Source organism: Lysinibacillus sp. FSL P4-0201, from assembly GCF_038593425.1.
Lineage (GTDB): Bacteria > Bacillota > Bacilli > Bacillales_A > Planococcaceae > Lysinibacillus > Lysinibacillus capsici.
The window spans coordinates 1,520,191-1,533,251 of the sequence record NZ_CP151995.1 but is presented as its reverse complement, the minus strand read 5'-3'; the positions used below and the strand labels follow the sequence as shown (position 1 = coordinate 1,533,251).

Sequence of the window (13,061 nt, the reverse complement as noted above, 5' to 3'; positions counted from 1 at the left end):
CCCCCATTAACGTATCTTTTTAAAGCCCATATGCATTGCCGCAGCCCCGCCACTGTATGCTTTGTACGTTACTTTTTCTAATCCTGCCTGCTCAAACAATGCCGCTAACCTTTTCATACCTGGGAAATCATTCGCAGATTCCTGAAGCCAAGAATACTCCTTATAGCTTTTCGCAAATATTTTACCAAATATCGGCATTATAAATTTAAAATAAAAACGGAACAGCTGACGATAACCAGGGATTTCAGATTGAGATGTTTCTAGACAAACCACCATTCCACCTGGTTTAACAACACGATGCATTTCCTTCAAAACTTGTAAATAATCAGGTACATTGCGAAGACCAAAGCCGATTGTCACATAATCAAACGTATCATCTGGAAAAGGCAACTCCATTGCATTTCCATGAATGAGTTCAATTTGTGGGTATGGCTCTACCTTTTTTTCGCCAACTTTCAGCATGTTTTGACTAAAGTCAAGCCCTTTTACTTCTCCACTTTCACCAACAGCCTCTGCCAATGCGATTGTCCAGTCTGCGGTGCCACAGCATACATCAAGTGCTTTTGATCCAGGTTTTACAGCCATGTGCTTCATCGTATCGTTACGCCAGCCAACATGCATCTGGAAACTAATTACACCATTCATTTTATCGTAGTTTTCCGAAATACTTTCAAATACTTCGTGAACGTGTTCTTCTTTCGTTTTAGCCATTTTGAAAAACCTCTCTTATCCGTTAGTAGAAGCAATGGATGCCTCTACATGTGCATGTAAAGCTTGTTTGATATCACTTTGTAAAAAGGATGCCTGATTAATGATCTGTGATAGCTCTGTTTTTAAATGCACAATTTTCCCTTGGATGACGCTATTAAAGGTTGCGCCATTACGTCTGACACTTTCTTCTAGTGCCTTACCCATTAAAGACATTTGCCCACGTTGATAAGCTGTCCATTCTTTTTCTAAACGCAAGATTAATAAGCTTTTTTCTATAAGTGGTATATATTCACTGAAAGAATAAAGATCAAAAAATTGAGCAATTAACCCAGATTCTATCGTACTCATCGATGTATACCACTGTTCCATTGTTCGTTGTTTATTTTCATAAACCTTAATTTGATTTTCACATCGTGCCACAATACCTTGTGACAAGTTTCGAATCAATGCAACATTCCCTGACATTGCTAATATTTCATAATAACGACCACTATAAAAATCCCCAGCTAATACGGTAAGCTGCTGTTCTTTTGATGTTGCGTCTAATTCTTTTATATGATCGTGAGCCGCTAATGCTGCGTACACTATGCCAACAGTAATTGCAGCCTCTTGTTGCTCTTGTTGCCACTCTTCACCATTCAAAAACGGGATTAACAAATAAAACAGTTGATTTTCATCTAGCACAGGTACACCTGTGTATTTTTGCAAAGTTCTATGACGAACATCCATGAAAATCTCTGTTTTTAACTGTGCAATTGAATTTTGAATGTATGTTGCATTCATAGACCTTACTCCATTTCACTTTCAGATACGTTAGCCCTATACAAGGCCAAACGCTTGCTTACTGAGTCATTATAGCATACGCAACGATGCGGAATAAAAAAAATTTGCTTTCTTCATAGCACAGGCAGTAAAGCTCTCCCATAATTGAATGTTGGAATGCTAACTGCCCATAGACCTTATACAAAGTTTTTCACATCTAGTGTTTTTATATGTGCTGTAGAACGTTGAACAGCATTAAAACCTATCGTCAGAAACAAAATTTCTTATTTTTTCGCTTCGCTATTGATCACGCCATGTGCTGTATGAATTTGCGCTTTACCGCGTATTTTCATGGCAGACGTGTGTTCTGTAAATTGAGCAATCATTACTTCGCCGGCATCTAATTTCTCTGAATGATGGAATTTCGTATCAGTTCCACGTGTTAATCCAATGACATGTACACCATCTTCTTCTGCTTGAATAACAATATAATCTTGTGACATCTTTGTACACTCCTTAAATCCGACAAATTCTTAGTTCATCATAACATAATTAGACACGCAATTTAAGACATTTGAATAAATGATAGTACTTCTCTACGTTTCACTTCATCTTCCTCATATATACCGCGTGCAACAGATGTCACCGTTTTAGAACCAGGTTTTTTTAATCCACGCATTGTCATACACATATGCTCAGCCTCGATCACAACATAAACACCTTTTGGCGAAAGCATCTCCATAATTGTGTCCGCTACTGAAGAGGTAATACGCTCTTGTAGTTGTGGTCTGCGGGCAATCGTCTCCACTGCACGTCCTAACTTACTCAGTCCAGCAACAACGCCGTCATTTGGTATGTATGCAACATGTGCTTTGCCATAGAAAGGTACTAGATGATGCTCACACATCGAATAAAAAGGTATATCTTTGACAAGCACTAGTTCTTCATGATCCTCATGAAATACCGTTTTAAAATAATCTTTAGCATCCTCATGCAAGCCGCTGAACATTTCGGCATACATTTTTGCTACACGCTTCGGCGTATCCAATAAACCTTCACGATTTACATCTTCACCTACCGCTTCTAAAATCATTTTTACCGCTTCTTCTATTTTTAATAAATCAATATTCGACATCAAAAAACCCTCCTGCATATCAAAACATTACACATTTCCCTATGCATCGTAGCACATCCAAAAGGTAAGCGCAAAATGACTTACCTGATTCATCAGAAATTCGCTTCTAGATAAGAAAATCACTGTATATTATTATGTAAAATTCAAATTTGAAGTTAAAAAGAGCAGCCTTCATGTTCGTTAACATGAAGACTGCTCTATGTAACTACTAGACGTGTATTATTTTACCGCGTCTTTAAGCGCTTTACCTGGTTTGAAAGCAGGCACCTTGCTAGCAGCGATTTCGATTTCTTTACCAGTTTGTGGGTTACGACCTTTACGAGCCGCACGTTCACGTACTTCAAAGTTACCAAAACCAATTAATTGTACTTTGTCACCCTTTGCAAGAGCATCTTGAATTGTATCAAATACAGCTTCAACTGCTTTAGAAGCGTCTTTTTTAGAAAGACCTGCAGCTTCAGCAACAGAGTTTACTAATTCTGTTTTATTCACACCATTCACCTCCTCTCAAAGGGTCATGAACCAATTCTGTAAAAAGAGTAACACATAGAAAACCGCTACGCAACTGTATTCATACATGATTATAACCAAAAAATCAGTTTTTCACCCAAAAAACAAAAATAAAAGGACTTTTCGCATAAAAACGAAAAGCCCTGCGTATATTTTTTGCATTTTTTCTGAATTTTATCACTATAAAATAAATGTTACTAAACCACGATCTCCTTCGTTAACCATACGTTCAATCGTCTGACGCATACGTTTTTTGGCAGTAGATGGAACTGCATCCATTTTATAACGAATTCCCTCTTTTAATACTTCATGCAATGGTGTGCCAAATAATTGTGTATTCCATAAGGCATCACGATCATGTAAATAAGCATGATTTAAATCTTTTAGAAGTTGCTGACTATGGAACTCTGAGCCAATTAACGGTGCAAATTCTGACTCCATATCAACTCGGATAATATGATAGGATGGCGCTTTTGCCTTCATTCGTACGCCGAAGAAATTATTCTGTTTAATGAGCTCTGGGGCTGTTGGCTCAAATTCCTGCATCATTGGCAATGTCACGCCATAGCCTGTCGTATCAGCATCGTGAATAGCACTTTTAAAGCGTTTTTGGGCCTCTTTTGCCTCTGCCGCCTCTTTGATAAAGAGTAACCAATCTTTTTTCGTTTCAATTGGTTCTTCTAGCCATTCATTACAAACTGATTTATACAATTCACCCTGTAGGGATACCCGAATTACAGCTGTTCCTACACCTGCATCTACATGAACAACTTCACTTTGGTCAATAAAGTCAATGGCTTTAAAGGCATCTGACGCCTGTTGCACATCTCGAATTTTCATAACAGAAGAAAGGACTTCCTCCATCGAATCAATCAATGCAACATTTAATGGATGTGTAGCATCTAATACATCCAGCCAGTCTGGTTTTTCCACCTCAATGGTACGAATTGGGAATTCAAATAACGCCTCTTGTAAAATATATTGAATATCCGTTTCTCTCATTTGATCAATGGACATCGCAATAACAGGGACATTGTAACGTTCAAACAATTCATTGCGAAGCTGAACCGTTTCTTCTCTCGCAGGCATTTGGCAATTGAGTAAGATGACAAATGGTTTGCCGATGTCTTTTAATTGCTCTACAATTTCCTCTTCTGCCTTCTCTGCTGCTCGTCGACTGATTCCGTTCACTGTACCATCAGTCGTTACGACAATACCAATATTCGCATGATCGCGAATCACCTTATCTGTGCCAATTTTAGCGGCTTCCTGAAATGGAATTGGCTCCGTATGCCAAGGCGTATGAACAAATTTTGGTCCATTTTCATCCTCATAGCCTTTTGTCCCATCGATAATATAACCAACACAATCTGCTAATCGAATTTGGAATGGCATTTCATCTTCACCGACCACAATACGGGTTGCTTGGGCAGGCACAAACTTCGGCTCAGCAGTCATAATGACTGGCCCCGGAGAACTTTGTGGCAACTCATCTTGTGCTCGCATTCTTTCCGTTTCATCCACAATGTTTGGTAACACGACTGATTCCATTACCTTTTTTACAAATGTTGATTTACCTACACGTACTGGACCGACAACACCAATATAAACATCGCCATTTGTGCGCTCTGCAATTTCTCTAAATACTGCTTCACTCAAGGTTTCTGCCTCCTTTATCTACGCTTTTTCACTATATGCGAGCCTGTAGACAAATATGAAAAAGCCCCTCACGAATGTAAGGAGCTTGTTTGCTATTTCTCTTTTTTCTCGGCGGCTTCTGCCTCTTGTTTTTGTAATTCTTTCGCTTTTTTGACATCCGCATTATACGTTTTCATATCATAGATAGGCTCTCCATTCTCGTCCACTGTATATGGAATAGAATAGGCAGGCACCACTGGAAATTTGTCGACAAGCAGTTGGCGAATATCATCACCTGGCTTTACATTAGGCTTATCCTCTTTTAAAAGCTGGCCTAAATCCACAGCATAGTCTACATGTAATTCACCATCACCAGTCATGAAAAGCGGTAACTCGACGCCAGAATAGGGACTTTTTACAGTTACCTCTGTTTTATAACCCAAATCTTTATAGTTGATCTGATAAACATTATCTGAAATTGACCCTTTTATTGGTAAATACTGTGTAGATAGTTTACGAATACCTATTTCACGTATACGCTCTGCCGCGTTTAAATCTACTAATTTGACCGATGCCTCATTTTCAGGGTCCCAAATGATATATTGATATATACCACCTTTTTCATAGGCATTTCCAGGAATTGTCGTCAAATACTTCGGCATAAGTTTTTCAAAATCGATTAAATATTTGATATAGATATCCGTATCTAGCTCGCTATTTTTAATTGGTACTAGTCCACCTGTTGCTTCACGGTATTCATCCACAGCACGTTGAACTGCCGCTAGTTGATCGACATCAGGCGTGACCTTAGCCCTTTTTTCTTCTTCTGGGTACGCACATCCTACTAACAGTATGGCGGTTGCAAATACCAACAGCAAAGCACTTAGTTTTTTCATGTTACTGACACCTCATTATTATTTATGCTGGCCAAGTGGCAACTACAAGTACCATTAAAAATGTGCCAAGTCCAAACAGTATGTATGCACATAAATTTACGACTGTTCGTAAAAATACATTTGAAATCTTATTTCGCGCTAAATAAATTAAGCCGACTGATATAATCATAAATGCGATGCAATAAAACGACACCCACATTACATCAAGCGCAGGCATATGAGCTAACGGGCCCATTTCAAAAAACCACCTTTCTTTGAATGTCAAGACACAATCAAAGTATATTATACTATGTGCTTTTGCTAAAAAGAAATAGTTGTCCCATAACTATCAAGAAATGGACAACTCTTTTAGCATGTATTTCTATTCAACTAGTGGCACACAATAAGGCGTCTCAACAGATTCGTTGAGACACCTTATTTATGTCCATTTAATGACAAGTCTAATCAAAAAATTAATATTAATGCTTCATATCGTCTATTTCTCGTTTTTTCATACGCATCATTAAGGCATCTACTGCCACTTTCGGTTCAACATCATTAAATAGCACACTATAGAGCTCTGTGGAAATCGGCATGGCGACATCATATTTCTCTGCTAATTGATAGGCTGCCTTCGTGGTACGGACACCTTCTACGACCATGCCCATTTGATCCAGCACTTCTTGTAGCTTCATACCTTGCCCTAACATATTACCTGCACGCCAGTTTCGCGAGTGGACACTTGTACAGGTTACAATTAAGTCCCCCATACCTGTAAGCCCTGAGAACGTAAATGGATTACCACCCATTTTTACACCTAACCGTGAAATTTCTGCAAGACCTCGCGTAATAAGTGCCGCTTTTGCATTGTCTCCATAATTTAAGCCATCAGTAATACCTGCCGCTAAAGCGATAACATTTTTCAACGCTCCTCCTATTTCTACACCAATGATATCTTCATTTGTATAGACGCGGAAGAACTGATTCATAAATAAATCCTGTACCTTTTCAGCAGCATCAATATTAGCACAAGCTGCAGTAACCGTTGTAGGATGATGCAGTACCACTTCTTCTGCATGACTTGGCCCAGAAAGAACAACAATTTCTTCCACATACATTGCTGGTAAGCTTTCTGCTAAAATCTCAGATATTCGTTTTAATGAGTCAGGCTCAATTCCTTTCGAAACATGGACAAACAACACTTTTTTTGTTAATTCAGCCGTTAGTTTCTCGCATACTTCACGAATCGCTTTTGTTGGAACAGCCACAACAATGGTTTCTGCATGAGTAGCTACCTGCGCCATATCACTCGTCGCATGTAAATTTACAGGTAGAATGGTTTCTGGTAAATATTTTTTATTCGTATGCAGTTGATTGATTTCTTCTGCCTGCTCAGCTCTATGTGTCCATACAAGCGTATCATGTCCATTTTCCGCTAGTACCATTGCCAGTGCAGTACCCCATGAGCCTGCCCCTAACACACAAACTTTTTCCATAACAAAATCCTCCCTTTGTTGGGTTGTCTATTAAGTAAGTTCTTTCTTGTAAAAAGACGCCACCCAACAATAATGTCGGGTTGGCGTATTGTATGTCTATAGCTATTGCCTTAAGCACGCGCACGTGTAATTAAACGAATTGGCGTCCCTTCAAAGTCAAATGTTTCGCGGATGCGATTTTCTAAGAAGCGTTCGTATGAAAAATGCATAAGCTCAGGTTCATTCACAAAAACAACGAATGTTGGTGGCTTAATCGCTACCTGAGTAGCATAGTAAATACGTAAGCGACGACCTTTATCTGTCGGTGCTGGATTACGAGCCACTGAGTCCTCAATCACTTCATTTAAAATAGAGGACTGAATACGCATCGCATGATTCTCGCTGACACGTTGGATAATCGGTAAAATTTGATGCACACGCTGTTTTGTATTCGCCGATACAAAAATAATTGGGGCATAATCTAAAAATAGGAAATGCTCACGAATTTGCTGTGTAAAGACATTCATTGTTTTTTCATCTTTTTCAATGGCATCCCATTTATTCACAACAATGATCACAGCTTTTCCAGCCTCATGTGCATAGCCAGCGATTTTTTTATCTTGCTCCTGAATACCTTCTTCTGCATTCAGCACTACTAAAACAACGTCTGAGCGTTCAATAGCACGTAGCGCACGTAACACAGAATATTTCTCGGTTGTTTCATAGATTTTTCCTTTTTTACGCATACCCGCCGTATCAATAATGACATATTCCTGTCCATCATATGCATAAGGCGTATCAATCGCATCACGTGTTGTCCCTGCAATATTACTAACAATAACACGTTCCTGCCCTAGGAAAGCATTCACTAAAGAGGATTTCCCAACATTCGGGCGACCAATTAAAGAGAATTTAATGACATCATCACCGTATTGTTCTTCATCTTCTTTCGGGAAATGTTTCGCACATTCGTCCAATAAATCCCCTAAACCTAAACCGTGGGAACCTGAAATAGGCCAAGGTTCACCGAAGCCAAGTGCATAAAAATCATAAATCATTTCACGCATATCAGGATTATCAATTTTATTGACCGCTAATACGACTGGTTTTTTTGTTTTGTATAGAATTTTAGCGACTTGCTCATCTGCTGCCGTTACCCCTTCACGACCATTTGTCATGAAAATAATAACGTCTGCTTCATCAATGGCGATTTCAGCTTGTTGACGAATTTGTTCTAAAAACGGCTCGTCTCCAATTTCAATGCCACCTGTATCAATAATATTAAAATCGTGTGTTAACCACTCTGCCGAACTATAAATACGGTCACGTGTTACGCCTGGGATATCCTCCACAATCGAAACACGTTCTCCAACGATACGATTAAAAATCGTCGACTTACCTACGTTCGGACGACCTACGATGGCTACTACTGGTTTCGTCATCTGTACTTCATCCTTCCAACTTCTTGTCTTTCGCTATTATACACGAAAAATGCCATTATATCATATCATATCCATAATGTAGAACGCTATGTATGGTGATAAAAGGTGTTACCTCATTTTTTTAAGCAAACTATCCGAGTTATTTAGGTTTTATCGCCTTTTTAATTGCTATCCTCCTTCAATTCAAAGATTTTATCCTCTTCTTATTTGCTATTCTTCACTTCTGAAATCTTATCCGTTACTTTTAGAGTTTTATCCTTCAATTCAAAGATTTTATCCTCTTCTTATTTGCTATCCTTCACTTCTGAAATCTTATCCGCTACTTTTAAAGTTTTATCCTTCAATTCAAAGATTTTATCCACTCCTCAATCGCTATCCTTCACTTTCAAAATCCTATCAACCATAAAAATAGCGAGGATACAATTATGCATCCTCGCTTTATACATTATTTAAAGTTTTTTAGTTTATCGCCAATCACATCACCGAATGAGAAGCCTGTATTCTCTTCAGGTAATTCATAGTCGATTACTTCTTCTGCTTCAGGATTTTCTAATAATTCTTTAATACTAAGGGCTAGACGGCCTTCGTCAGCGTTGACATCAAGAACCTTTACCTGTACTTCTTGTCCCTCTTTTAGTGCTTCATGAGGTGTGTTAATGTGCTTATGCGCAATTTGCGATATATGCACTAAACCTTCAACGCCTGGGAATACTTCCACAAATGCGCCAAATGAAGTAAGTCGCTTCACTCTACCGTCTAAAATAGTGCCTTTAGCGGCACGTTCTTCAATATTAGACCATGGTCCAGGAATTGTTTCCTTAATAGATAAAGAAATACGTTCATTTTCTGGGTCCACTGATAGAACTTTTACTTTTACATCTTGTCCTTCAGCTAAAACCTCACTCACATCACTCACATGCTCATGTGATACTTGCGAGATGTGTACAAGACCATCAATACCACCTAGGTCGATAAATGCACCAAATGACGCGAGACGCTGTACTTTACCATCCAATACATCGCCAGCTTTTATTTGATTAATCACATTTTTCTTTTGTGAAGCTTTCTCTGCTTCAACCACTGCTCGGTGAGATAAAATAAGGCGATTCTTATCCTTATCAAGCTCAACAATTTTAAAGCTTAATGTTTGCCCTTTATAACCTTCAAAATCATCAACAAAATAGTCCTCTACAAGCGATGCTGGTACAAAGCCACGTACACCTAAATCTACGACAAGACCACCTTTAACAATATCCTTTACTTCCGCTTCAAAGATTTCCTCAGCGGCAAATTGCTGCTCCAGTGTATCCCATGCTTTTAGAGCATCCACTTTACGTTTTGATAGGACAAAGTTTTCTTCTTCAACCTTTGTAATCATCAATTCTAATTCATCTCCAACTGAGATGACATCAGACGCTTTCTCAATGTGTAAGCTAGATAATTCACTAATCGGTACAATACCATCAAACGGAGCACCTGGAATTGATACAGATACTGCCTTTTCATCAACTTGCGCGGCAATGCCTTTGACGATATCACCCTCGTTAAACGTTTGTTCTGCATAGTTCATTTCTTCAGACATATGTAACCCTCCTTCGCATCTTCCCTTACTATTTTATTCGATATTGAAGACAAAGACAAAAATAAATCCTTTAAATTCTAAAAATGTCTGAAATTTTAGGATTTATAGCATTTTTTCTTCTGCTAATTTTAAAATAGCTTGTGCTGCATCATCAATGGACAATGCTGTTGTATCTAAAAAAACCGCATCTTCAGCTTGAATCAGTGGCGATGCTTCACGCTCACTATCCTTTTTATCACGTAGCGCTATTTCTTCCTGAAGTTTTTCAAGAGAGGAGTCAATTCCTCTTTTTTGATTATCAATCAAGCGTCGTCTAGCACGCTCCTCTACTGTTGCAGACATGAAAACCTTTAGTTCTGCATCCTTTAAGACATGTGTCGCAATATCGCGGCCATCCATGACAACACCGCCATTAGCTGCAAGTTTTTGCTGTTGAGCAACTAATAGCTCACGAACCTTCGCATGGGCAGCTACTTGTGAGACTGATGAAGTGACCTCATTAGAGCGTATTTCCGCTGACACATTGTGACCATCTAAAAAAACAAGCTGTCCCTGAGGTGATGGTTTTAATTCAATTGTGCTTACTTCAAGCATCTCTGCTAATTTTGCTTCATCATCTAAATGTATGTTTTGTTGCATCGCTTTATACGTAACCGCTCGATACATTGCCCCTGTGTCAATGTAAGTAAAGCCAAGTGCTTCAGCAACAATTTTTGCGATTGTACTTTTGCCAGCACCAGCAGGCCCGTCTATCGCAATTTGAATGTTTTTCTTCATATTCTTCCCTACTTTCTGCACCTCTTATTGTATCATATAACCTCAAAAAAGCCCTCTACTAGGAGAGGGCTTCATCAAAATATTCATAAAGGATATTAAACATTAAAAGGGTTCATTTCTTTACGACGATTGACTAATTGACGTTCAAAGCAAAAACGGACAATATGCTGTTGATCGACGTCATCTGTATCTGTTAGTTGGATTGTTGCAATGCGTTTATCCTCTTTTTCAAAAATACGTACGATCAGCGCTTCCGTAATGACATACTTGACATCTCCATTGGCAAATGGCAATACAATAGTTAGTTTTACTTCATCACCCTCAGTAAAAGCTACTTGACCTTTCAACATGACTGCTAGGCCTCCTGCACTAATATCCACAGTCACAAGCTGATATTTATAATCTTTCAACTGAATAGCAACGTCTACTTGTGTCTCCACACGAACATATTCTCGTCGCTGAATTTTTATAAACTCCTCTGGTGTTGGACAATGCAACATAATCATTGGGATATTACCTGCTTTACGGCCAACTACCTCTGTATTAAAGGCAAAGGATTGCTTATCCTCGGTACGAAAAGTTGCTCTAAATTCTGAGCCATCTATTAAAAATGCCGTTTTCTTTGTTACCATATTAACCGGATAATCAATATATAGAATATTATCTTTTTGCTCTACAACTTTACAGCGGAATTTCTCCAAACGCTCTGTATAAGTTGGTTCAAGTTGTAATTGTGTACCAATTTTTATTTCCATGAGCATCTCCCCGTGCGAAAAATATAGTTTAATTATCTCATGAGAAGCTTATTTTGGCTATAAAAATTGGTAGTATTTTCATGTCAAGTTGATACAGAGCGGAAGCATCATTGATTAAGTTAGATATTCCACTTTTAATACATTATGGTTTTCCGCATCAATAACAATTCTAAATGTTTCCTGCGTATTACCATCACGCAATGCAATGACCTCATAGCAAAGACGTTGCTCAAATTGTCCATTATCTGTGTAGATATTTTTTACCTCTTGTACTTGGATATCGTCTTGGAAGAACGTTTTCCAATCAATCGGCTTAGCTGTTTGCTTTTTAATATTTTCTTCTTGAATATATTCCATTGCATTTGCACCTAACAGCTCACCTGTATCTTTCGCCACTTTCAATTGAACACCATCAGCGTAGATTAACGCATTATCTCCTGGATGGACACGAGCAAATGTCACATGCCAAGCTTGATGATTTTCTCGTGATTCCACATAGGCTACATCTTTCATGCCTAATTTCTTCACATATTCCTGCGCTTTTTTCATGATTTCCTCTTGTGATAACTTGGCTTCATCCACAGGACGTTCTACTAAATAGGATAATAAATGTCCACCCTTTTCTGTTAAATCAACATAGCCTAATCGAATCCCTTGGTGGAATTGGATATGATAAAAAGGATATGGTGCTGTATCACTACTTTTTGTAACTGTAAATGTAGCATCTTTAATGACTGGGAATAAGTATTTCACCTTCTCTAGTGCTTCTTTTTCGGTAATAACTGCATCCTGTAATGCCTTTAACTCAATTTTTTTCTGCCAATCAGATTCAGATAAAGTTAACGGGAAATCCTTTTCGCCGTAGCCCTTTAATGTATCCTTTACAGTATCAAATTGGCTATTTGGATTTTTATTATCTACTTGCTGTAGCCAAACATCCATTTTCCCATCATGCTTATAGAAATCGACGGTAGCAGCTGTCCATTCATCGGAAAGAGATTGTAAATTCGTTGAAACCTGGGGCATTTTTTCACGCCAAGCTTCATAATCCCCTGTTTTCGCTGTCCTTTTTGCTTCATCGCCAAGTCGACCTAGATAGTTCATCCATTCACTTGATAGTTCTTGTCCTATTGGAATATTCGCAATTGAAGAACGAACTTCTGAGCTTAAACGCCAAACCGAATCTAGTTCATTGTGAATCGCCTGCTCATCTTGAAACAACAGGGATTGTGATACTGAGCGTTGAAGATGGGAAAGTTTTTCAGATGCATCCGTTAACTTATCTGTATATTGTGCTAGCACGGTACGTTGTAAATCTTCTTTATCTCCATGTAAATCAATACTGTATGCCCCTAACCCAATAACGGCAATCGTTAAGACCACGAGCCAAGTTTTCATC

At 38.5% G+C, this 13,061-nt stretch carries 14 protein-coding genes; all 14 read right to left on the bottom strand.

What is annotated here, in order from left to right; all coding sequences use genetic code 11:
* Nucleotides 1-6: 6 nt before the first annotated feature.
* Entirely contained in the window at nt 7-711 is a 705-nt protein-coding gene (locus MKY76_RS07505) for a demethylmenaquinone methyltransferase (protein WP_048389815.1), read from the bottom strand.
* Between the two features lie 15 nt (nt 712-726).
* Nucleotides 727-1,494 (bottom strand): heptaprenyl diphosphate synthase component 1, encoded by a 768-nt coding sequence (locus MKY76_RS07500; protein WP_048389813.1) that lies wholly within the window; start codon nt 1,492-1,494, stop codon nt 727-729.
* A 263-nt stretch (nt 1,495-1,757) separates the two neighbouring features.
* On the bottom strand, nt 1,758-1,976 hold the full coding sequence (mtrB, locus tag MKY76_RS07495) for a trp RNA-binding attenuation protein MtrB (protein ID WP_004232621.1): 219 nt from the start codon (nt 1,974-1,976) through the stop codon (nt 1,758-1,760).
* 62 nt (nt 1,977-2,038) lie between these two features.
* Nucleotides 2,039-2,608: a GTP cyclohydrolase I FolE gene (gene folE / locus MKY76_RS07490; protein ID WP_009370809.1), complete on the bottom strand. Its 570-nt coding sequence runs from the start codon at nt 2,606-2,608 to the stop codon at nt 2,039-2,041.
* A 219-nt stretch (nt 2,609-2,827) separates the two neighbouring features.
* Nucleotides 2,828-3,100, bottom strand: coding sequence for an HU family DNA-binding protein (locus MKY76_RS07485; RefSeq protein WP_004232618.1), 273 nt, complete (start codon nt 3,098-3,100; stop codon nt 2,828-2,830).
* Nucleotides 3,101-3,298: 198 nt separating this feature from the next.
* Nucleotides 3,299-4,777 (bottom strand): stage IV sporulation protein A, encoded by a 1,479-nt coding sequence (gene spoIVA, locus MKY76_RS07480; RefSeq protein WP_048389809.1) that lies wholly within the window; start codon nt 4,775-4,777, stop codon nt 3,299-3,301.
* A gap of 92 nt (nt 4,778-4,869) precedes the next feature.
* The gene (locus tag MKY76_RS07475; RefSeq protein ID WP_054550706.1) at nt 4,870-5,652 is read right to left on the bottom strand and encodes a hypothetical protein; all 783 of its coding nucleotides are present in this window, start codon (nt 5,650-5,652) and stop codon (nt 4,870-4,872) included.
* Between the two features lie 22 nt (nt 5,653-5,674).
* A complete protein-coding gene (locus tag MKY76_RS07470; RefSeq protein WP_004232605.1) occupies nt 5,675-5,887 on the bottom strand; it encodes a DUF2768 domain-containing protein in 213 nt (70 codons plus the stop codon).
* A gap of 223 nt (nt 5,888-6,110) precedes the next feature.
* A complete protein-coding gene (locus MKY76_RS07465; RefSeq protein ID WP_016993349.1) occupies nt 6,111-7,127 on the bottom strand; it encodes an NAD(P)H-dependent glycerol-3-phosphate dehydrogenase in 1,017 nt (338 codons plus the stop codon).
* Between the two features lie 110 nt (nt 7,128-7,237).
* On the bottom strand, nt 7,238-8,548 hold the full coding sequence (gene der / locus MKY76_RS07460) for a ribosome biogenesis GTPase Der (RefSeq protein ID WP_112117660.1): 1,311 nt from the start codon (nt 8,546-8,548) through the stop codon (nt 7,238-7,240).
* A gap of 445 nt (nt 8,549-8,993) precedes the next feature.
* Entirely contained in the window at nt 8,994-10,130 is a 1,137-nt protein-coding gene (rpsA, locus tag MKY76_RS07455; RefSeq protein ID WP_048389803.1) for a 30S ribosomal protein S1, read from the bottom strand.
* 102 nt (nt 10,131-10,232) lie between these two features.
* Nucleotides 10,233-10,907, bottom strand: coding sequence for a (d)CMP kinase (cmk, locus tag MKY76_RS07450; protein WP_342557614.1), 675 nt, complete (start codon nt 10,905-10,907; stop codon nt 10,233-10,235).
* A gap of 95 nt (nt 10,908-11,002) precedes the next feature.
* Nucleotides 11,003-11,662 (bottom strand): flagellar brake domain-containing protein, encoded by a 660-nt coding sequence (locus tag MKY76_RS07445; RefSeq protein ID WP_066037612.1) that lies wholly within the window; start codon nt 11,660-11,662, stop codon nt 11,003-11,005.
* A gap of 114 nt (nt 11,663-11,776) precedes the next feature.
* Nucleotides 11,777-13,060 carry a PepSY1/2 domain-containing protein gene (locus MKY76_RS07440; RefSeq protein WP_048389800.1) on the bottom strand — a complete coding sequence of 428 codons (1,284 nt, stop codon included), beginning with the start codon at nt 13,058-13,060 and terminating at the stop codon, nt 11,777-11,779.
* Nucleotide 13,061: the final 1 nt, after the last annotated feature.